A 21356-nucleotide genomic window follows, 5' to 3' on the forward strand; every position below is an offset into this window, starting at 1 on the left:
GTAAAGAATGACGTTTAGCGCATCGACACCAGCGGCACGGGATCAACGTCGGTATAATCGCGGTTCTCGCCGGCCATGCCCCAGATAAAGCCGTAATTGGAAGTGCCGCAACCGGAGTGGATCGACCAGGGCGGCGAAATGATCGCATCGTGGTTGGCTACTACCAGGTGACGCGTTTGCTGCGGCTCACCCATGAAGTGAAACACGCGCTGATCTTCCGGCAGGTTGAAATAAAAGTATGCCTCCATCCGGCGCGAGTGCAGGTGGGCCGGCATTGTATTCCACACCGATCCGGGCTCGAGGATGGTGAGCCCCATCACGAGCTGGCAGCTCTGAATGCCATCGGCATGAATATACTTGTAAATGGTGCGGTGGTTGCTGGTAGCCGCGTCGCCGACTGTCACCGGGGCGGCTTCATCGCGGGTGAACTTCCGGGTGGGATGCGTTGTATGCGCGGGTGCCGACAGCAGGTAAAACACGGCCGGCTGCGTGGGGTCGGTACTGCGGAAGGTGACCGTTTCGGTCCCGCGACCTACGTAAAGACATTCGAGTTTACCGAGTTCATAAGATTCTGAACCGGCCGTAACCGTGCCCGCGCCACCTACATTGATGATGCCGAGCTCGCGGCGCTCGAGGAAAAAATTTGCTTTCAGTTCGGTATGTGTTCCGAGCGTAAGTGCGTCTCCCGCCGGCATGGCGCCGCCCACCACCATCCGGTCGTAGTGCGTATATACCAGCTTCAGTTGACCGGGTGTCATCAGACCTTCCACGAGAAAGTTCCGGCGGAGTGTATCAGTGTCCATGGCTGCGGTTTCGGCGCGGCCGTTTTCAAAACGTATTTCCATTGTATTCTTAAAAGTCGGTTTTAATAAAAGGGTCAGCGGCCCATCCAGCCGCCGTCAACGGTGAGAATGGTGCCGTGCACGTAAGCGGACGCCTCTGAAGCGAGGAAAACAGTCGGCCCGACAAAGTCTTCCGGATCGCCCCATCGCCCGGCGGGGATCCGCCCCAGGATGGACGCGCTGCGCTCCGGGTCGGCACGGAGTGCTTCGGTGTTGTCGGTGGAGATATAGCCCGGCGCGATGCCGTTGACATTGATCCCTTTCCCGGCCCACTCGTTGGCGAAGGCTTTGATGAGCGAGGCAAGCGCGCCTTTGCTGGCGGCATAGCCCGGCACATTGATGCCGCCCTGGAAAGACAGCAGCGAGCAGGTGCAGATGATCTTGCCGCCACCCCGCGCGAGCATCGTCTTGCCCACTTCGCGGGTAAGGATAAAGACGGAGTCGAGGTTAATGGCCAGCACGCGGTCCCAGTAGTCGTCGGAATGCTCGGCCGCGGGGGCGCGCAGGATGGTGCCGGCGTTGTTTACTAGAATATCGATATCGGGATGATCCGCCAGCACCTGTTTGATGAAGGCGTAGAGCGCATCGCGGTTACCCATATCGGCAGAATAAGACCAGAAGCGACGTCCGGCCGCCTGCACGGAGCGCTCGGTGTCGCTGCCGGGCTGCAGGCTTGCCGATACACCGATGATGTCGGCGCCGGCTTCAGCAAGACCGAGGGCCATGGCAGCCCCGATGCCGCGGCTGCAGCCCGTGACGAGCGCTTTTTTCCCGGTGAGGTCGAATAGGGAAGTTCTGTTGTTCATGATTTACAATTGATCAATTCCGTTACATATAAAAAAGGCCCCGGGCGGGGCCTGCAAATTAGTTAGTATCCGGGGTTTTGCGGTATCGGCATTTGCGTGTTGGTATCGATCTCACGCTGCGGGATGGGCAGCAGGAGGTGATCGCGGGTGACGGCGCCCTGCAGTTCGGCCAGCGGCGGCGTTGGATTCTGGTACTGGGCGTAGTGGCGCGAATACTCAATGGCAAAATGGGCCTTCAGCACTGCCTCGGCCGTAATGGTGCTGAACGTGGTGTTGTAGCGCACCAGATCGAACCAGCGCTGGTTTTCAAATGCGAATTCCACCCGGCGCTCGTCGGCCAGCAGCTTTTCAAAGTCGGCCACCGAAGTGATGGCAGCAGGGTTGATCGCCCCGTTGCCTGCGCGCTGGTGCACCTGGCTGATCAGGCCGACGCTTGCCGGCGTGTTGCCCTGCGCTTCGGCAAGCATCAGCAGGATGTCGGCAAAACGCAGCACCGGCCAGTCGTTTTCCGCGTCACCGGTCACCGTTACCGGCGAGATGTATTTCTTCACGTAAAGATCCGGGTTAGGGCCGGCGCCGTAAGCGGCGATCAGCGTCACTTTGCGGGCGGTGCCGTTGGTGGCGGTATCCACCTTCCCGGCAACGGAGTCGATGTCATAGGTAGGGTGGTTCCAGCCGCGGTTCTGTCCGCTGACGATGCCGCCGTTGAGTGCGGCGAAGTCATTGGCAAAGGGCGAGCCAAGCCCAAGACCACCGGATTTGAAGCGCACGGCGAAAAGGATCTCTTTGCCCATCTCCGTGCCCGGCGCGAAGATCTCCGCGTAGGTGGGGGCCAGCCCGTAGCCACTGTTGGCGATCACATCCTGGAGCAGCGTGATCGCTTCCGCCTTCCGGCCCTGGGTGAGGTAAACCTTGGCCAGCATTCCTTTGGCGGCCCAGCTGGTGGCGCGGCCGATGTCGGCCGGTGCCTGCTGCCCGAAGCGGGCGGTGCTCATCGAAGCGATGGCGGTCTTCAGGTCGGCCTCAATAAACCGGTACATATCGGCAACGCTTGAGCGACCGATGGAAAAAGCCGCGTTGGGACCGATCGGCTCGTGCACCAGGAACACGCCGCCGTACAGGCGAACAAGGTTGAAGTAGTGGTAGGCGCGGATAAAGAGCGCTTCTCCCCCAACCTGCTTCAGGTCGGCTTCAGCTACCGGCAGGGAAACACCGGTGAAGGAGGTAGCGCCCGCGGCCGGGTCGTACTTTACCCCGATCTTTTGCAACAGCAGGTTGGCGTTGCGGATATTGGCATAGGTGGCCAGCCAGTACTGCAGCACGTTGTCGTGTGTTGGCGGCACCGAAAACATATCGAGCTTATTGAGATCGAGGTTGTCGGAGCTGGAGCTGTTGGTGACACCCTGCTTGGAATTGTCGGTACGCAGCTCCGTGAGCCGCCACTCGGTGGTGAGCGGCGCCTGCATGCCGTTGTATACGCCGGTGAGGGCCGACTTCAGTTCCGGCAGGTTGCTGTAATAGGTAGCCGAGCTCAGGTTGTTCTGCGGAACCGTTTCGATGTTTTTGCGGCAGGACACGAGTGCCAGCAACGACAGTCCGAGGAAATAATATCTGGAGTTCATTAGTTCGCTTTTAGAGTATTAGAAGTTCACATCCACACCAAAGAGGAAAGTTTTCGGCAGGGGGAAGCCGCCGCGCTGGTAGCCGTCGATGAGCGGCGTGTCGTAGGTGCCGCCGGTAGTGCGGGCCTCGGGGTTGATGCCGCGATAGCCGGATGCGAAGTGATAGTACATATTCTGCGCGGTAAAGTAGAAACGCGCCGAGCTAAGCTTGATGGCCTTTGTCAGCTTCGAAGGCAGGGTATAGCCGACGATCAGCTCGCGCACCGCCCAGAACGAAGCATCCTCCACCATGATGTCGGTAGCCACCCAGCTGATGTTGCCGTTGGTGAAATAAGGCGTCTTACCGTCACCGGGGTTGCCCGGGCTGATCCAGCGGTTTGCGGTGTAAGCCCGGTTGGTACGCTTCGTTTCGTTGTAGCCGGCATCGCCGTTCACCAGCTGCCCGCCCTGCGAGCCCTGGAGGAGGAAGCTCACATCGAAATTACCGAAGGTGATGTTGTTCTGCAGGCCCCAGTTGAAGTCCGGGTAAGGATTACCGATCACGGTGCGGTCATTGGCATCGATCTTCTTATCGCCGTTGATGTCGGCGATCTTGATACCTCCTGCCGAGAAATAAGACGTGGACAGCTGCGTGCTGTAACCGGCGGCCTTGAGGGAATCGGCCTCGGCCTGCGAGCGGAAAACGCCGTCGGTCTTGTAGCCCCAGTACTGCACCAGCGGCGAGCCGATGATGTTGCGGTAGTTGTCATCGCGCTCACCAACGCTGGCAAAGAAGGGCTGGCCATCCAGCTCCAGGAGCTTGTTGCGGTTGCGCGCGATATTTCCCGTGGCGGTCCAGCGGATGCCTTTGCGGTTGATGATGCCCACGGAGAGCTCCGCCTCGATACCGGTATTCTGCAGGCGTCCTACGTTGTTCCATACCTGGGTAGCACCGGTAATGCCCAGGGTCGACTGCTTCAGGAGCAGGCTTTCGGTCTTCGACTGGTACATATCCAGCGACAGGGTCACCCGGTTTGCAAACAGCCCGAGGTCCATACCACCGTTAAAAGAGAACGTGCGTTCCCAGGTGATGTCGGGGTTAGCGAGAACGCCGGGAGTGGCGATCTGGCCGGGATTGACAGTACCGGTACCGGCACCGAGCGGGTAGCTCGTTGGAACCAGCAGATCGAGATAAGCGAAGGGAACGATCCGGTTGTTACCGGTGGCGCCATAGCTCCCGCGGAACTTCAGGTTGCTGACAGCGCGCAGGTTTTCCATGAACTTCTCCTGGCTGGCCACCCAGCCCAGCGATACAGCAGGAAAGGTACCCCACTTGCGGCCCGGTGCGAAAAAGGAGCTGCCGTCGCTGCGGAGGCTGACGGAAGCGAGGTACCGGTCTTTAAAGCTATAGCTTACGCGGCCCAGCACGGAGTTAAGGCCCCAGCGGTCTTTGGCATCGAAGGTGGCCGTGCGGTCGATGACGGTAGCCGATGCGATGGAAGGAATTTTGTCATTCGGGAAATCGCTGCCCGTGATCTGGCGAATATTGGACGTATTGCGCTCGGTGGTGAAGCCGGCAACCGCGTTGATGCTGTGTTTGCCGAAGCGACGGTTGTACGACAGTGTATTTTCGGAAAGAAGGTCCACGACCGTGTTGTCATTGAACACGCCCCGGTTGGTAGAGCCTTCGGCGCGCGCACCACGGTTGTCGTAGCGGACGCGGTTCACGTAGTTCACATAAACGCTTCCCGATGTTTTGAAATCGAGTCCCGGGATAATGTTCACCGTCAGGTCGGCAGAAGTCAGCATCCGGTAATTACTGGTGATGTCGGTCGCGTTTTCCATGATCGACTTCGGCGTGTTGTTCGACGTGCTGAAGGGATCGATGTTGCTCGTGGTGCTCCAGAACGTGCCGTCGGGCATGGTGCCGCTGTAGGGGCGGCCGTTAAAGTGACGGGCCTGGACAAAATCGCCCGGCTTCACGTTCGCCCACTGCGGCAGCCCGTTGGCAAAGGCCGCCGTCCGGTCGTTATGGATCACCGGCAGGTACGAGTAGAAACGCACAAAATCCATGAAGTTCACCGAAGGCTGCTCGCGGCGGATATACGAAGGATTGAGGTTGAGGCTCACCTTCACCCGCTTGCTCAGATCAGCATCCATGCGGGCACGAACGTTATACTTGTCGTACTCGCTGTGGTACATGAGTCCCTGGTCGCGCTGGAAGCCGCCGGAGAGGAAATAGCGTACCGCATTGCTGCCGCCCGATACATTGAGCTGCACGTTGGTCACGTTGGCATTGCGCAGGGCTTCCTGCTGCCAGTCCGTAGAAAAGCCCACGATCTCGTTCTCGAGCACATAAGCGGCGCGCTCGTTGTTGGCGATGAGGTTTGTATTACCGGTCCACAGCGGGTCCTTCGAGCGGAGCGATGCTTCATAATAAAGCAGGTTGGCGTACTCGGTACTCGTCATCACGTCGTAAGTCTTGTAGGCCTGCTTCACACCGGTGGAAAACTTGACATTGTACTTCGTCTTGCCGGCCTTGCCCGCCTTGGTGGTGATGAGGATTACACCGGCCGAGCCACGCGAGCCGTAGATGGCCGCCGAAGCCGCGTCTTTCAGCACTTCAATCGACTGTACGTCGGCGGGGTTGACAAAGGAAAAGCCGTCAACGGGGTGGCCGTCCACCACCACGAGGGGCTCGGAGTTGGCGTTGATGGAGGTTTGTCCCCGCACGCGGATCTTGGTGTCGGAGCCTGCCTCCGATGAAATATTCTGCACCTGCACGCCGGCAATGCGGCCCTGCAGGGCCTGGTCCACGCGCGACACAGGCGCTTCATCGAGCTTTTCGTTCTGGTACTTCGAAACGGCGCCCGTCAGGTGCGACTTGCGCTGCGTGCCGTAGCCGATCACCACCACTTCATCCATTGCCTTCGTGTTGCGCTGGAGGCGTACCTCGATGGTGGACTGGCTGCCGATGGCAATGGTTTGTGTGGTGTAACCCACGTAAGAAACGATGATGGTTTTGGCACCCGGGACCACCTGCAATTTGAAGGTGCCGTCGGCAGCGGAAACGGCCGGGGATGCTTTTTTGTCGGAGAGGATGCTGACACCCGAGAGTGCTTCGCCGGTTGCCGCGTCGAGCACCTTGCCGCTGACTTCTTTTTGCTGGGCCTGCACACCCAGCAGGACCAGGAGTTGCAGCACGGCTGTCAGCAGGAGCTTTCTCAATTTCATAATAGCAAGTTTGTATTGGTACAATCGATGGCACAGGGAGCCCCTGTGCGGACTAAAAGTAGAGATAAAATTGGTTGACCAATTGGGCCGCCACCCGCCCGGTGCGACATATGCCGCAAAATGAAATTTCTACCCGATTGAAAATAAACATGTTACAATTTCCGGTAACGCTACCGGAAATTTCTTGATTGGTCGACCAATTTTTTTACGCGTTTTTTTTGCGTAACCTTGTTGCCCAATCGACCTGCTTATGAAAGAAGACGTGCTGTCGACCTTCCGGGAGATCTCCATCGAAAAACCGGTGGATGTGATCATCCGCCAGATCAAGGAGCTGCTGGTATCCGGCGCGCTCCAGCCGGGCGACAAACTGCCCCCGGAGCGCAAGCTCTCCGAGCAGCTCGGCGTTGGCCGCACGCATGTGCGCGAGGCCCTGCGCCGCCTGGAGTTCTACGGGATCCTGCGCACGCGCCCCCAGAGCGGCACTTTCGTGGCCAGCATTGGCATCAGCGCCCTTGAAAACCTCATCTCCGATGTGTTGCAGATCGAGGCGCCCTCTTTCGTATCGCTTGTAGAAACACGGGTGCTGCTCGAAGTGGCTTCCGTGGAGCTCGCCTGCGAACGCCGCACCGACGACGACCTGGGACGCCTGCGCCAGTCGCTCGAAAGCTACCTCGGGCGCGCGCGCCTCGGCGTAAAAGCGGTGGAGGAAGACCTTATGTTTCACCTCGCCATCGCCGACGCCAGCAAGAACCGCGCGCTCAAGTCGCTCCTGCTCATCATCATACCCGATATCATCGCCAACTACTCGCTTTTCAAGGTGTGCGACACCGTTACCAACAAAGCCCTCGCCGAGCACGAGGCCCTCTTCGAGGCCATCCGTGCCGGAGACGGTGTGCGCGGTGCCGCCCTCATGAAGGAGCACCTGCAGGGTGTGATGAATTTTGCCCGCTCGCTTGTTCAATAAAGCCCCGTCCTCACCATGAACCCTGCCATCCGCAAACTGCTTGCCTCCCTCCTGCTCCTGCCCGCCGCGGCCTCCGCGCAAATGCCGATCGATTCGCTCAACAAGGCCGTGCGTACGGCCCGTCCCGGCGACACCCTGGTGATCGCCGACGGCACCTACCGCGACGTGTCGCTCAATTTCCTTGCCCGCGGTGATGCCGCAAAACCCATCGTGGTGCGGGCGGCAAGCCCGGGCGGCGTGCGTCTTACCGGCACCTCCACCCTCCGCGTCGGCGGCACGGGCATCGAGGTCCAGGGCCTCTATTTTACCTCGGGCTATTCACCCGGCGGCGCCGTCATCGAATTCCGCAGCGGCAAGGAGGTTGCCAACGGCTGCCGCATCACGCAGTGCGCCATCGTGGACTATAACCCGCCGGCCCGCGAGACCGAATCATCGTGGATCCTGCTCTATGGCCGCAACAACCGCTTCGACCACAACAGCATTTCGGGCAAGCGCAACCTCGGGGTCACCTTCGCGGTCATTCTCGACGAGGAGCGCAACCAGCAAAACAACCACAGCATCGATCACAACTGGTTCGGGCCGCGGCCCAACCTGGGCTCCAATGGTGGGGAAACGATCCGCGTCGGCACTTCGCAGTCTTCGCTCTCTTCATCGCGCACGCAGATCGTCGAAAATTTCTTCGAAGCCTGCGACGGCGAGGTGGAAGTGATCTCCATCAAGTCGTGCGACAACGTGATCCGCAACAATACCTTCTTTGAAAGTGCCGGCGTGCTGGCCCTGCGCCACGGTCACCGCAACCTGGTTGAGGGCAATGCTTTCATCGGAAACCGCAAGCCCAACACGGGTGGCGTGCGGGTAATCAATGAAGGTCATACCATCCGCAACAACTACTTCTCGGGGCTTACCGGCGACCGCTTCTTCGCAGCCCTGGCCATTATGAATGCCGTGCCCAATTCGCTGCCCAACCGCTACCACCAGGTGAAGGACGTGACCATCTCCAACAATACCTGGGTGGACTGCGATCATATCCAGTTCAACGTAGGCAAGGACAATGAGCGTACGCTCGCGCCGGAGAACGTGACGCTTTCGGGCAATACCTTTTACAACAAGTCTTCCGATACCGTATTCGTTGCCTATGAGAAACCTACCGGCTTCCGTTTCGAAAACAATAAGGTGAGCACCCGCACGGGACGCTTTGCAGTGGCTGGTTTTACTGAAACCAAAATGCCGAAGCCCCAAAACCGCACCGGCGCCGTTGCGCGCGGACTTTGCGGTGCCTCCTGGTACCGTCCCGTGGCTGAGCGTAAAAGGCAACTCTCGGGAAAGGTGATCAACGTACCGGCAGGACAGAACACCGTCCTGAAAGCCGTTACCAGCGCTAACTGGGGCGATGTGCTCCGGCTTACCGACACCGGCACGTACCTGCTCGACGCGGGTGTATTCCTGCACGCTTACCTGCGCATCGAAGGGGGCACTGTGCAGCGCCCGAAGATCCGCTACAACGGCCGGAGCGGGAAGACGACGCTGTTTACCATTGCTGATGACGCGGGCGCCCTTGAGCTGCGCCACCTGGCATTCGATAATGATGCATTCGACGGACTGGCATCGGCCACGGCAGCCGTAGGTCCCGCCCTGCAAATGAAGGGCACCTACAGTGCCTGGATCGACGACTGCGAATTTTACAATTACACCGAAGGCTCGATGAGTGCCTTCAGGGCGGCGCGCAACACGATGGCCGATACGCTCCGCTTCACCAACTGCCTTTTCCGCGACATGTCGGGCGACGCCATCTACCTCGCCGCGGAAAAAGACGACGCGGGGCGATACAGCGCCGAGTATGTAGAAATACGGAACTGCGCCTTCTACAAGGTGCTGGGCAGCGCGGTAGACCTGTACCGGGGCGGCTCCGACGAGAGCACCACCGGTCCCACCATCATCGTGGACCACTGCGTGCTCGAAGACGTGAACAACCGCGAGCGTGGCGCCGGGCTTCGGCTGCTGGGTGTGCAAAACATCACCGTGCGCAACACCCTATTTGCCAACACCGGCCGCGGCGGCGCGGCCATCCGCCTCGACGAAACCAACTGGGACAAGATCGCCATCAGCAACTGCGCGCTCTACAACTCGGGGCGTGTGTCGTCGTTCTGGGGCAAGGCCGTTACCGGGCCGATGTTCACCGCGAAGCCGCAGTACCGCGCGGCGACACAATATGATTTTCATTTAACAAAAGGAACGTCGCTGGCCGGCAAGGCCACCGACGGCGGCCCCATCGGGCTGCTTCCCTAACTCCATAATCAACGAAAGATGAAACTGAACGGAAAAGTAGCAATTGTAACCGGCGGCGCCCGCGACATCGGCCGCGAGGTATCGCTGAAGCTCGCCCAGCAGGGAGCCCGCGTGGTGCTGAATTATTTTGGCTCTGAGGCCGAGGCCCGGGAAACGAAATCCATGATCGAAGCCGCCGGCGGCACCTGCCTGCTGGTGCAGGGCGACATGACCAAGTGGGACGAAGTGCAGGCACTGGTAGAGAAAACCCGCGCGGCATTTGGCAACGAGATCCACATCCTTGCCAACGTAGTGGGCGGCCTCTTTGGTCGGAAAACAGTTGACGAGCAGGATGAAGCCTGGTACGACCTCGTGATGAACGTGAATATGAAGAGCGTGTTCTTCACCACCAAGGCCGTTGCCCCGAACATGCCGGCCGGCAGCACCATCATCAACTTCAGCTCGCAGGCAGCCCGCGACGGCGGCGGCGGCGGTGCTTCCCTGTATGCCACGGCAAAAGGCGCGGTGATGACCTACACGCGCGCCATGGCAAAGGAGCTCGGTCCCAAAGGCATCCGTGTTAACTCGGTTGCCCCCGGCATGATCGCCACCTCCTTCCATGACCGCTTCACCAAGCCCGAGATCCGCGCCAATGTAGCCGCGTCCACACCCCTGCGCCGCCAGGGCGACGCGGCCGATGTAGCCGACCTCGTGGTATACCTCGCCTCCAACGAATCGGCCTTCCTCACCGGCACCAACGTCGACATCAACGGCGGCACCTACTTCTCTTAACGGCAAAACAAGCGCACATGAAAGCGATCATCCGTATTGGATTCATGGCCCTGACCCTCGCCGGCTGCGCGGGCCTGAAGGCTTCCAACCCGCCCACGGCACCGCAGGTGTTTGTGCTCAATGGCGACGCGCTCAAGGCCAACAGGGCCCGCATTGCCGCCCGCGACGCTGCCCTCCAGCCGGCCTATAAGCAGTTGCTGCGGGAGGCCGACAAGGCCCTCAAAGAGGGGCCCTTCACGGTGATGGACAAAAAGAACGACCCGCCAAGCGGCGACCGGCACGATTATATGAGCCTGGCGCCCTACTTCTGGCCCGACCCTACGAAGAAGGATGGGCTGCCCTATATCCGCAAGGACGGGCAGACCAACCCGGAGGTGAAGGACTATAAGGACAAGGAGTACATGCCGCAGATGTGCGCGCTGGTGCAAACGCTGTCGCTGGCCTACTATTTCTCCGGCGACGAACGCTATGCCGCACATGCCGCCCTGTTGGTAAAGACCTGGTTTCTGAATCCGGATACGAAGATGAATCCCAACCTCAACTTCGGGCAGGCCATCAAGGGACAGAACACGGGCCGTGGTGCCGGCCTGATTGACGTGCGGCACTTTATGAAAGTGATCGACGGCCTCGGCCTCATCAAGGGTTCGAAATACTGGAATGCCGCCGATGAAAAAAGCATGCAGCGCTGGTTTGCCGACTTTCTAAACTGGATGCAGACGAGCCCCACCGGCCGCGACGAGCTCGCCGCGAAGAACAACCACGGCACCTATTACGATGCGCTCCGCCTTTCGATGGCGCTCTATGTGGACAGCACCGACCTCGCCCGCCGCGTGGTGGCCAGCGCGCAGAACCGCCTCGACTACCAGATGGATGAAGAAGGTAAGTTCCCGAAGGAAATGGAGCGTACCATCGCCCTGCACTACAACACTTTCGACCTCGACGCATTTTTCATGATCGCGTCCATGGCCGAAAAGCTGGGCATCGACTTCTGGCACCAGGCTACACCCAGCGGCAAATCGCTGCAGAAAGGCTTCGACTTCCTCCACCCCTACCTGAGCAAAAAGAAGGAATGGACGGGCCAGCAGATCAAGCCATTTGATTTTGAGGAAGCCTACCCGATCTTGCTCTGGGCGGCGAAGAAATACGGCTGCGGCAGCTGCCCTTCCGAAGTGGATGCGTTGGCGGGTAATGAAGCACCGAAGCTTCGCGAGAAGCTGCTGTTCTAAGGAATCGCTTATAACATACTCTGAAATGCCGGCCGTTGGCCGGCATTTTTTTGCGCTCCGGGCCTGCGGCCCTGCGCTTGCACAACGGCACGACGGCGCAACGACACGACGAAGAATCATTTATTATTTAAAACGTAAACGTCGTGCCTTCGTGCCGTAGCGCCGTTGTGAAAAAGACTGCATGGCACAAATGAAAAGGGCAACGATTGCCGTTGCCCCTTTGTCGTTTCATAGGTGCTTGTTCTATATGACGCCAACCTCTTTCAGGAAGGCGATGATCTCCTGGTTGATCTCGCTGTTCTTATCCTTATCGAATTTGCCATGCTGACCGCCCGGCACCGTGATGAATTTCGTCTTTACGCCTGCTTCGGTAAGGCGCTGGTGCAACAGCACCGAATGCTGGTAGGGTACCGTAGGATCAGCGTCGCCGTGAACGATGAAGATGGGCGGCGTATTCTTGCTGATATAGCTTACCGGCGACACGGAAGCCGCGAACCCCTTGTCCTGCGCATGCGTGCCGAGCCAGGCTGTGGCCGACCGGCTGGTCTTGTCCTTGCCATAACCCCAGTCCCACACATCGGTGATGCCGTACTTATCGACAATAGCCGCCACCTTGATGTTCTTCTTAGTAGCGCAATTGCCATCGAAGCGATGATCGTTGGCCAGCATGCCGCCCATGAGGGCGAGGTGCCCGCCCGCGGAGCCGCCCATGATCACGATTCGCTCCGGGTCGATGTTGAGCTCTTTAGCATGCTCTACGAGGTAGATCAGCGCGCAACGCGTGTCTTCCACCGCCGCAGGCGCCGTGGCCTGGCCGGTGAGGCGGTACTCGATATTCGCAACCGCGAAGCCGGCCTTGAAGAAAGTATTGAAGCCGCTCTGCGACTCTTTCACACCCTTATTCCAACCACCGCCGTGTATGTTGATGATCGCGGGGGCAGGCTTGCCAGCGGGCGGCAGGTAAAGGTCCATTCGCCCATCCCATTCGCCCACCTTCGTATACACAACGTTGAGCCGGCTGCTGTAGCCTCCGGGTGTAACTACCGGCCTGAAGCCGGCACTGTCTTCCTGCGCCTGCAGCTGTTGCCCGCAAAGGCATGCGGACAACAGGGCAGCGCAAATAATGAGAGTCTTCCTTGAACGGTTCATAGGTATCGGTTAATGGATGATAAGTGCTTTTCGCTTGATATCTGTGTTGGCACCTACTACACGCACGAAGTACATGCCGGGCGCCATACCGGAAACAGTGATCTCGGCGGTGGCGAAGCCATTTTGCGGAATAAACACGTTGCGGCGCGCAACCTCCTGGCCGGAGAGATTGTACACGAGCACATAGCCCAGGTCGGACTCCGTACTGAACACACGCACCCGCAGCGTCCCGCTGCCGATCATGTAGGCCTGCAGGTTGTCTTCCGAAGTGCCCGTTGCCGGCAGCACCGTGATGCGTGCATTGGTGTAAATGAAATTGTAGTTGTTCGACACACCCGGCGTGAATGTGATCGGATAATAACCCGGAGCAGAGCTTTGCGTCGCCGTGGTGGTAACGGTCGGTGCGGTGGTGAGATTGGCCAGGGTTTCATTACGCTTAAAGCCGGTAACCGTTGTGCGGAGCACAGGATTGGGATCGCCGACCATACGCGTGGTATCGAAGGCACGGAACGTGAGGTTGGCCTTGGCTACCGTCAGCGTCTGCGACACGGCCGTGGCCGGGAAGAAGAACTGGTTGCCGGCCTGCGTAGCGGTGATTGTAGCGGTGCCCGCACCAACGATGTGGATCTGCCCGTTGGTGTTGATGGTTGCCACCGCGGGGTTGCTGCTGGTAAGCACCACCGGGATCGAATTGTTATCGCTTGTTATGCCCGTAGCGAAGTCGGCATCACCGTAAGTCTTTGCAGGCAGGGCATTAAATGTGATCGCCTGTGCCGCGCGCGGGCTTACCGTCAGCGTTCCCGGGATATAGGTAATGTCGTAGTTGGTGGCCCCCGCGCCCGATACGGTGATCGGGTAGGTCCCCACCGGCGAAGCTGTCGTAGCGGTCGTTGTCGCCAGGGGCTGCGCGGTAAGCACTGCCTGGCTTTCACCATTTACAAAGCCGGTGTAGGTCACCGTCAGCGTCGGGTTCGGATCACCAAGGGGTCGTGTGATGTCGTCGGCTTTGATGCTCAGCGGGGTCTTGTTCACCACAAGCGTTTGAGTAACGTCGGCAGCCGGGTAAAAGCCGTCAGAGGTTTGCGTGGCACGGATTATCGTCGATCCTACCCCGGTGATATGAATCTGCCCGCTGCTGCTGATCGTTGCTACCGCGGGGTTGCTGCTGCTGTACTGAACGGGTGTCGCAGTATTCTGTGTCAGCACACCCGCGGTGAAGTCGGCGGAGCCGTAGGTCTTCGGGGCGATGGGGTTGAACAGGAAAGGATTCGCCGGTGGACGCGCGCCGATGCTGAAGGCGCCGAAGGTGCTGTAGGTGGTGTCAATCACGTTGTTCACGTTGTCACCGGTAGCATAGGGCGCCGACCAGGTGGTGCCGTTATTGGTGATGATGCCGATCGAGGAGTCGGCAAAGCTTGCAAAGGCGGATCCTTCCAGTGCCGGCGTCCAGCGGAATTGCAGGTCGGCATTGCCGCTGCCGTTATTACGCGCAATGTTCCAGACGGCATCCACCAGCGTCTGCCGCTCCTGGAGCGTCAGCGGCGTACCGGTGGGAAGACCGTTGTTCGTGATGCCGGTGAAGGTGGAGACAGAGAAGTCGGACACCGCCGCCGGTGTGATCATTACCGGGAGGTAATTGCCGGGAACACCCACCGGGAACATGGTGGCAGTCGTGAGGGCGTTGCGGCGCAGCACGCCCTGTGCGCCTGCGCCGTTGGTGGCGGTGATGAAATAGTTGGTGGCACCGGGCGAGCCGCCAAGCGTGGCGCCTGCACCCAGTTCCAGCACGTCGCCGCCGCGGATCGTTACCGGCGCATTGAGTGCGAGCATTCCTGAAACGGTGGCAGAATTGTTGGTGGTAGCCGTGGCGTTGAAGGTTATGTTGTGGATGCCTGCCGGAGCTGTTGCCGCGCTGCTCATGCCAAAGGGCGCCGGGGTAGCCGCGTTGATGGTATAGTCGATGCCATCCTGGTAAACCAGGTTGCCGGTAAGCGATACTGAGCCGCCGGCACCGAAGCCGCCGGGATTGGCGGAAAGCAGGTGCGCGCCGGCACCGCTGAAGATGAGCGTGGTGCCCGTTGCCGTAGCTGTCATGGGCTGGGTGAGGTACACCGAGTCGCCGGAGCCGGTGACGCTGGCAACGCGGGAGCCGGCGGCAATGCCTGGGCCGCTGATGGTCATGCCGCGCTGCAGACCGGTTATGGCGGTAGCGCCTTTGAGAATGTACGAACCAGCCGTTGTCGTTGCGGTGCCGTTAAAAGCTGCCAGCGGGGCACGGGCGGTAAAGCCGCCGGCGCCGTTGAGCGTGGCCGTGCCGAAGTTAAGCCGCCCCCATACCGATGCGTTGTTGGATACGGTGATGTCTTGCTGGAGCGTTACATCGGCGCCATCGGCAACGATGAGCGAAGGCACGCTGATGGAACCGATACCGGATACGGTTTGCGGCACCGTGCCGGCCAGCAGCAGCTCGTTGGTGGAAGCTGCGGGTGCCTGCAGGCTGCCGTTTGCTTCGATGTTTCCAAGCACCACGGTCTGACCGCTGCTGTGCGTGATAAAGGTGCTGCCGGGGGTGATCTGAAGTGTATCGATGCGGTTCACCGGGCCGTCGGCGGTCACGGTCGCGCCGTTCTCCACCACCACGTTGGCAAAGGATTTCCGGTTGAAGAAGACACCGAAGCCGGTTGCGGGGTTTGAGGCCTTGAAATGAATAAAGGACCCGGGACGAAAATCCACCGGCATAAAGGTCGACGAAGAAGCCATCGGGCTGTAGCCGCCTTCATAATAGAGGTGCGCACCCGCCTCGAAAACCACCCATTGCTCCGAAGACTGCGAGCTGTTGCCGAAGGGATAGGCGGCCGAAGCGGCGGTGATATTGGTGGTAAACTTAGAGCCGGCGGTGAAGATAAAGGAGCCCGGCGTACCGGCGGTGCCATTGGCGATGCGTGCCTGCAGCGGGGTGATCATACCGAAAGCACCGCTGCAACGACCGGTACCGGTGATTGCAAACACCATGCTGCCCGTTGAGTTGCCAAGCAGCACCGTGCAGCCACTTTCAATTACGAAGTCCTCGCCAGCCCCGCCACTGACGGTGATGGTGCTGGTGCCGCTCGTGGGACGGTTGAAGACGATGTTGGCGCCGTTCACAAATTTGATCTGCCCGCAAGTGATACTGGCATTCAGGTTTACCGAGTCCTGGCCCGTGTTGGGCGTTGATCCACCGAGGTTGGAGCCATCGAACACCAGGATATCGGTGGCGCCCGTTGACGAGGCACGGGTGGTGCCGCCGCCGTTGATCGACGTGTTCCAGTTGGATGCCGTGTTGATATTGGAGTTGGAGGCGCCGGTAGCACCGACCCAGTAGTAAACGGTCTGGGCCTGTGCGGCGGTGATGCCCAGCAGCACCAGGCAGGTAAGTAGAACTCTCTTCATATAGCAGTTTTTACGAGTCGATTGAATGTAATTCCGGTTTGGTTGCGACTACGGCAGTTGCGGGCTGCCGCTTGCTGATAAACGTGATACAGGCCCAGGCCAGCGGCACCAGCACCGCGCCCAGGATAAAGAACGAGCTGTAGCCGCTGCGCGTGATAAAGGGCACCGACCAGGTCACCAGGAGCGTGCCGACGACGGCAGCAGTGCCGCTCATCCCCGCTACCGTGCCTACGTTGCGGCCATGGAAGTAATCAGAAGGCAGGGTTTGAATGTTGTTGATGATAAACTGGAACCCGAACAGCGTGGTGCTGATGAGGCCGATGGCCAGCGGGATGTTTTCGCGCAGCGACTGCAGGTAAAAGGCAGTAGCCGCCAGCGAGCCGAGCATAAGGGCAGAGCCGATGGTGATGGCTTCCTTGCGGGCACGCGGCGCGGCCACACCGCGGCGCATGCGGGCAGAGGCATAGAAGCCTCCGAGCAGTCCGCCAACAGCTGCCATCAGGTAGGGAAACCAGGCAAAGGCAGCCACCTGCTTGATGTCGAACTGGAACTGCTCCTTCAGGAAGGTGGGCAGCCAGGTAACGAAGAGCCACCACACGGGGTCGGCGAAGAAGCGCGCCAGCAGGATGCTCCAGGTTTGCCGGAAGCTCAGGAGCTGCCGCCAGCTGTGGGGCTTTTCACCGTCAGCGACAGGTGTCGTATTTCTACGGTCCAGGATGTGCGCGCGCTCACGCTCCGAAAGCCAGGGGTGTTTGTCGGGGCCCGCTTTGTTCACCAGCAGCCAGGGAATGACCCACACCACGCCCAGCAGCGCGATCACCACGAAGGTGCTGCGCCAGCCGAAGGCCGAGTACAGCGCCGCGATAGCGGGTGCCGCCACCACCCCGCCCAGCGAGGCACCTGCCCCGAAGATGCCCTGGGCGATGCCGCGCTCGCGTGCCGGGAACCACTCGGCGTTGCTCTTGGTGGCGCCGGGCCAGTTACCGGCCTCGCTCATGCCGAGCAGAAAGCGGAACACGTTGAAGGAAGCCAGCGAGCGGGCCACCGCGTGCAGCGCGATGGAAGCACTCCAGGCCAGGATCGAGAGCGTCATGCCGAGGCGGGTGCCGATGGCATCCATCATCTTTCCCGTCGCCGTTTGCCCGATAGCATAAGCGATCATAAAAAAGGTGGTGATAAGGGCCAGCGCGCTCTTGTTGTCCACATCGGCGATGCCGAACTCCTTGTATATATACGGCCACATGATGTTGATGGCGCTCCGGTCTATATAATTGATCACCGTTGCCATGCCTATCAGGGCTATGATCCACCAGCGCAGTCCGTTCAGTTTCATATAGCGTTGTTATTGGGTAAGCGGGATGTTCGACACCCCCTGGGCCGCGCCCCTTACCTGGTTATCGGCCCACACCTTGTTGCCCACGGCATTGCCGACGCTGCCCGTAAGCTTCACCATCACCCCGTAGCCGGCGGCGTTGACCGTGCAGTCGTTTGTCTTGAATTCATTGTAGTTGCCCCAGCCGGCTACCGCCACGTGTACCTGGTAGCCGTCCAGGAGGGCCGAGCCCGTGGGGTTGAAGCCCACATTGTTCTCGATGCGCCAGTAATTGCCCTTCACGTCGATCCAGGAGTCGGCAGCATTGGCGCCGGAGATGCCGTCGGAGTTGAAGCGGTTGCCGCGCACGAGGCCGCCGGTGGTGCCTTCCTTGATGTCGACGCATTCCGCCGCTACACCGGGGCCGATAATATTGTCGAGCACCTGGTTGGAGTCGCTCCGGTCGGGATCCCCGTTGGTATAGGTGGGCCAGTTGCTTTTGGCAGAGCCGATATACACGCCTTCGCCATAGTCGGGCGTTTCGATGCCGGTGTTCACGATCGTGCAGCGGCGGATGAGATTGCGGGAACTATGCCGGCGCAGGTGGATGCCCTCCTCCCCGATGCCGTCAACCCGCACGGAATCAATCTCGCTATCATGAATACCGTCGGCCATAATGCCCTTGAGCCCGTTGCGCAGCGTAATGCCACGCACGGTCCAATAGTCGGCCTGCAGGTGCAGCACGTAGCCGGTGCTGGTTGAGCCGCCGTCGAGGATGGCGGCGCGGCTGCCACGCAGCGTCACCGGGTTTGCGGCGGTACCAGCGCGGTCGGCGGCAACAACGAAGCCGCCGCTGTACACCCCGTCAGCCAGCACGATATCGTCACCGGGCTGGGCGTTGAGCAAGGCGTCCTTCAGCTCATTGCTGGTGCGCACATTCACAGTACGCAGCGGGCGGATGACCACCGGCGGCGGTGTTACGGGTGCCGGCGTTACCGGCGGCGTCATGGGCTCGCCTTTGCCGCAGGCCAGGAGCATCACGCAGTAATAAAGCAACATCGATTTCATTTGCATGAGTTGAAACTCAGGATTTGAGAAAATCTTCGCGCACCGGGCTGAACGTGTCGATCAGCACGCCGGCTTCAAGACATACCGCCCCATGAATAACGTTCGGCGGCACATAAAACGCATCACCGGCCCGCAGGATCTTTTTCTCCCCGCCGATCTCCACTTCAAACATACCACGCTCCACGTGGGTGATCTGCGTATGATAGTGCTGGTGCAGGGTACCTACACCGCCTTTTTCAAACTCCACTTTCACCACCATCAGGCTCTCGTCGTAAGCCATGATTTTACGGCGCATACCCGGCGCCGTGGGCTCCCAGGCGATGTCCGCATTCTCAATAAACACTTTGGTACCAGTTGCTTCCATTATCTGAATTTTAATCACTAACAATTTACTGAATTTGCCTGCCATTAACCAGCACAGCAAAGGGCCCGGTCCAGCCCAGCGTTTGTCCGTCCACGGCAGTCTCATGCTTTGCAGCCGCATCGAAGTCGGCATTGCTCTGCAACACCAGCACCCGGTCGTTACCCGAGCGGAAAGCCGCAACCGTACAGGTGGCATCGTCACGCAGCAGTCGCAGTTCCCGCACGGAAGGATAAGCTCCGTAGGAGAACTCTGCAACGGGATCGTACTGCCCGTGGATCTCCACGATATTGAAAAAGGTTTCGTTGCCGCCCCGCTTCCGCAGGATGTAGGCCGGCTCACGGCGCAGGTTGAACGAGGGATCGTTGGCACCGCTCCGCACCAGCAGGATCGTGGCCGAATCACGCACCAGCGATGAGATCGTATAATAGGTGCGGTTGTTCAGAAACGTGAACTGCGCCACCGTGTCTTTTACCGAAGCCTCGGCTTCCTTCCAGAGAAACTGGTAGCCGTTCTTTGTGCCCAGCGCCTTTTGCGTGGCCCCGCCGGTCTTATACGGAAAAGAGGTTTGAATAAGTTGCCCGCCGTATTGATACGGAAGGTCGTATTGATGCTGCGTGGCCGACTGCGCACCGAAGAGATCCACCAGCAGGCGCCGCCTGCCGGGCAGCTGCAGCAGGTAAAGGGAGCGGCGCATCTTCACATCGCCATAGGCATGGTCTTCTTTTGCGCTCACAGCCTGCACCTGCGTGCCGTCGCTGCTGTAAAGCTTTTCGGCATGGTACTTCCCGGCAATGGTCTCATTGGCATTGAAGTGCGAGGCTTCATCAACAACGAGCGTGCTGTGCGCAATGGTCTGCGCCGCCCAGCTCTTGTTCTCGGGCAGGTAGCGGCCGCCGAACTTCTGCTCCACGCCAACAAAACGCACCGAGCCATAGTCCTGCAACACCTCGGATCCGCGATCGAAAAGCGAGATGCCAAGCTGGTCGTAGTGCCCGTGCGAAAGGCCGTGGCTGGCGTATTTGAAAACCACCGTCGTGAGGTCCTTGCTGCCGCCGGAGCGCATCAGCGAGATGCCGCCTTCGTCGCCCCGTGCGCCGTCGGTATAGGATACGGACTTATACGGGAAGACCAGCGTGCCCCTGACGGCGGCCAGGTCGGCGGCTATCAGCGCGCCGCCGCGGTGCAGGATCACCCGGTCCTGCTTTTGGGCCACGGCCGCAAGGCCGGGCAGCGGGCCGTATACATCGCGGGCAATGGCGATGGCGGTCACCAGCTCGCTGGAGGTGTAATCCTTATCCTTGAGGATGTCGTTGAAGGGCAGGAACACACCGTTGCTGTTGGTCTGCTGGAGCCCTGCCTCGAGCGCCTTGCGAAGAATCTGGTCACGATGCTGGAAGATTTTCAGCTCCGGCTTCGCCTTGTGCAGCGCGTTGGCGAACATATAAAAAGGCAGGATGGCGTAGCGAACGTAGTAAGGTCCTTCGGTATAATAGCCGTCGGGCGAAAAGAGCCCGTCGAGCTGGGCCACAAAGCCGCTCTTTCGGTTTTTGTCGGTACCATAGAGTGCCATCTCCACCCAGTCGTTGTTATCGGTGGCGATGCCGGCGATGCCCACCCCGGCGCAGGCCCACACGCCGTGGTTGTGAATGAGGTCGAACCAGGATTTGAGGTCTTTGGTAACAAAGTCCACTTCGGGGCGGAGGGCGCCGTCGGCGATCGTCTTGCGGTCGGCGGCGGAGAGGGCGGGCTGCACCAGGTCGTAGGCCATGCCGGCATACACGAGCCAGTTGGCGTCGTTGAGGGCCTGCCAGAAGATGCGGCCCGGCGACGACGAGGTGGCCTCGGGGTGATTCTTCAGCGTTGGGTTGAGGACGGCGTATTTGAGCAGCACCGAGCGTACAAGGGCAGCATAGCGGGCGTCGCCGGTAAGCTGGTAAAGCAGGCCCGCGTTGAAGATGAGGGTATAGTTGGCCTTGTGGCGGTCGTGGGTATAGCCGCCGGCCGGATCTTTCGGAAAGGGAACGTCTACGTCCTTGCCCAGCCACGCATCCACCTCTCCTTTCAGGTCGGTGTAAGAGCGCTGGAGCAGCGGGTAGCGGGCCAGCTGACCGCGGAGCGACACCAGCTCGGCGCGCGTGGCGAAGGCCCGCGGGTGCTGGGCGGCGGCCCCTTGGGCGGCCAGGAAAAGCAGGAACAAAGCAATCAGTCGCATCTCGGAATCCGTGGTTTTGCGGGGTGAAACCTGTTTAAAATTAGACCGGCCGGGAGCGCCCGGCCAAATAAATTGCCGGAAGCGTTACCGGT

Annotated in this window: 14 protein-coding genes; 4 read left to right on the plus strand and 10 right to left on the minus strand. The window is 59.9% G+C overall.

The window, feature by feature from the left end; translation table 11 throughout:
• Window positions 1-14: 14 nt before the first annotated feature.
• From kduI to EPD60_RS05735, 4 genes are all read right to left on the minus strand, one after another.
• A complete protein-coding gene (gene kduI, locus EPD60_RS05720; protein ID WP_131447743.1) occupies window positions 15-845 on the minus strand; it encodes a 5-dehydro-4-deoxy-D-glucuronate isomerase in 831 nt (276 codons plus the stop codon).
• Between the two features lie 32 nt (window positions 846-877).
• Window positions 878-1648 carry an SDR family NAD(P)-dependent oxidoreductase gene (locus EPD60_RS05725; protein WP_131447745.1) on the minus strand — a complete coding sequence of 257 codons (771 nt, stop codon included), beginning with the start codon at window positions 1646-1648 and terminating at the stop codon, window positions 878-880.
• 62 nt (window positions 1649-1710) lie between these two features.
• The gene (locus EPD60_RS05730; RefSeq protein WP_131447747.1) at window positions 1711-3270 is read right to left on the minus strand and encodes a RagB/SusD family nutrient uptake outer membrane protein; all 1560 of its coding nucleotides are present in this window, start codon (window positions 3268-3270) and stop codon (window positions 1711-1713) included.
• Window positions 3271-3288: 18 nt separating this feature from the next.
• Window positions 3289-6483: a SusC/RagA family TonB-linked outer membrane protein gene (locus EPD60_RS05735; RefSeq protein WP_131447749.1), complete on the minus strand. Its 3195-nt coding sequence runs from the start codon at window positions 6481-6483 to the stop codon at window positions 3289-3291.
• A 250-nt stretch (window positions 6484-6733) separates the two neighbouring features.
• Here EPD60_RS05735 and EPD60_RS05740 point away from each other — a divergent pair, with 250 nt between their 5' ends.
• The 4 genes from EPD60_RS05740 to EPD60_RS05755 are packed head-to-tail and all read left to right on the plus strand — an operon-like array spanning window position 6734 to window position 11730.
• The gene (locus tag EPD60_RS05740) at window positions 6734-7447 is read left to right on the plus strand and encodes a FadR/GntR family transcriptional regulator (RefSeq protein WP_131447751.1); all 714 of its coding nucleotides are present in this window, start codon (window positions 6734-6736) and stop codon (window positions 7445-7447) included.
• A 15-nt stretch (window positions 7448-7462) separates the two neighbouring features.
• Entirely contained in the window at window positions 7463-9733 is a 2271-nt protein-coding gene (locus tag EPD60_RS05745) for a polysaccharide lyase 6 family protein (protein WP_131447753.1), read from the plus strand.
• Window positions 9734-9751: 18 nt separating this feature from the next.
• On the plus strand, window positions 9752-10504 hold the full coding sequence (locus tag EPD60_RS05750; protein WP_131447755.1) for an SDR family NAD(P)-dependent oxidoreductase: 753 nt from the start codon (window positions 9752-9754) through the stop codon (window positions 10502-10504).
• 17 nt (window positions 10505-10521) lie between these two features.
• Window positions 10522-11730 (plus strand): alginate lyase family protein, encoded by a 1209-nt coding sequence (locus tag EPD60_RS05755; protein ID WP_131447757.1) that lies wholly within the window; start codon window positions 10522-10524, stop codon window positions 11728-11730.
• A 243-nt stretch (window positions 11731-11973) separates the two neighbouring features.
• Here the strand turns inward: EPD60_RS05755 and EPD60_RS05760 are convergent, their stop codons facing one another.
• The 6 genes from EPD60_RS05760 to EPD60_RS05785 are packed head-to-tail and all read right to left on the minus strand — an operon-like array spanning window position 11974 to window position 21264.
• Window positions 11974-12879: an alpha/beta hydrolase gene (locus tag EPD60_RS05760; protein ID WP_131447759.1), complete on the minus strand. Its 906-nt coding sequence runs from the start codon at window positions 12877-12879 to the stop codon at window positions 11974-11976.
• A 9-nt stretch (window positions 12880-12888) separates the two neighbouring features.
• Window positions 12889-16308 (minus strand): MBG domain-containing protein, encoded by a 3420-nt coding sequence (locus tag EPD60_RS05765; RefSeq protein WP_131447761.1) that lies wholly within the window; start codon window positions 16306-16308, stop codon window positions 12889-12891.
• Window positions 16309-16318: 10 nt separating this feature from the next.
• Window positions 16319-17641, minus strand: a complete 1323-nt coding sequence (locus tag EPD60_RS05770) for an MFS transporter (RefSeq protein ID WP_131447763.1) — start codon at window positions 17639-17641, stop codon at window positions 16319-16321.
• Window positions 17642-17650: 9 nt separating this feature from the next.
• Window positions 17651-18688 carry a chondroitinase-B domain-containing protein gene (locus EPD60_RS05775; protein WP_165871423.1) on the minus strand — a complete coding sequence of 346 codons (1038 nt, stop codon included), beginning with the start codon at window positions 18686-18688 and terminating at the stop codon, window positions 17651-17653.
• 16 nt (window positions 18689-18704) lie between these two features.
• Complete coding sequence (locus EPD60_RS05780) at window positions 18705-19052, minus strand: cupin domain-containing protein (RefSeq protein ID WP_131447767.1); 348 nt, start codon at window positions 19050-19052, stop codon at window positions 18705-18707.
• Window positions 19053-19077: 25 nt separating this feature from the next.
• The gene (locus tag EPD60_RS05785; RefSeq protein ID WP_131447769.1) at window positions 19078-21264 is read right to left on the minus strand and encodes a heparinase II/III domain-containing protein; all 2187 of its coding nucleotides are present in this window, start codon (window positions 21262-21264) and stop codon (window positions 19078-19080) included.
• Window positions 21265-21356: the final 92 nt, after the last annotated feature.

Origin of the sequence: Flaviaestuariibacter flavus, assembly GCF_004337505.1 — a bacterium.
GTDB classification, from domain to species: domain Bacteria; phylum Bacteroidota; class Bacteroidia; order Chitinophagales; family Chitinophagaceae; genus Flavisolibacter; species Flavisolibacter flavus.

Excerpts from the sequence above, each read along its gene's own strand:
- kduI (WP_131447743.1), bottom strand. The coding sequence starts at position 845 with ATGGAAATACGTTTTGAAAACGGCCGCGCCGAAACCGCAGCCATGGAC.
- EPD60_RS05725 (WP_131447745.1), bottom strand. The coding sequence starts at position 1,648 with ATGAACAACAGAACTTCCCTATTCGACCTCACCGGGAAAAAAGCGCTC.
- EPD60_RS05730 (WP_131447747.1), bottom strand. The coding sequence starts at position 3,270 with ATGAACTCCAGATATTATTTCCTCGGACTGTCGTTGCTGGCACTCGTG.
- EPD60_RS05735 (WP_131447749.1), bottom strand. The coding sequence starts at position 6,483 with ATGAAATTGAGAAAGCTCCTGCTGACAGCCGTGCTGCAACTCCTGGTC.
- EPD60_RS05740 (WP_131447751.1), top strand. The coding sequence starts at position 6,734 with ATGAAAGAAGACGTGCTGTCGACCTTCCGGGAGATCTCCATCGAAAAA.
- EPD60_RS05745 (WP_131447753.1), top strand. The coding sequence starts at position 7,463 with ATGAACCCTGCCATCCGCAAACTGCTTGCCTCCCTCCTGCTCCTGCCC.
- EPD60_RS05750 (WP_131447755.1), top strand. The coding sequence starts at position 9,752 with ATGAAACTGAACGGAAAAGTAGCAATTGTAACCGGCGGCGCCCGCGAC.
- EPD60_RS05755 (WP_131447757.1), top strand. The coding sequence starts at position 10,522 with ATGAAAGCGATCATCCGTATTGGATTCATGGCCCTGACCCTCGCCGGC.
- EPD60_RS05760 (WP_131447759.1), bottom strand. The coding sequence starts at position 12,879 with ATGAACCGTTCAAGGAAGACTCTCATTATTTGCGCTGCCCTGTTGTCC.
- EPD60_RS05765 (WP_131447761.1), bottom strand. The coding sequence starts at position 16,308 with ATGAAGAGAGTTCTACTTACCTGCCTGGTGCTGCTGGGCATCACCGCC.
- EPD60_RS05770 (WP_131447763.1), bottom strand. The coding sequence starts at position 17,641 with ATGAAACTGAACGGACTGCGCTGGTGGATCATAGCCCTGATAGGCATG.
- EPD60_RS05775 (WP_165871423.1), bottom strand. The coding sequence starts at position 18,688 with ATGAAATCGATGTTGCTTTATTACTGCGTGATGCTCCTGGCCTGCGGC.
- EPD60_RS05780 (WP_131447767.1), bottom strand. The coding sequence starts at position 19,052 with ATGGAAGCAACTGGTACCAAAGTGTTTATTGAGAATGCGGACATCGCC.
- EPD60_RS05785 (WP_131447769.1), bottom strand. The coding sequence starts at position 21,264 with ATGCGACTGATTGCTTTGTTCCTGCTTTTCCTGGCCGCCCAAGGGGCC.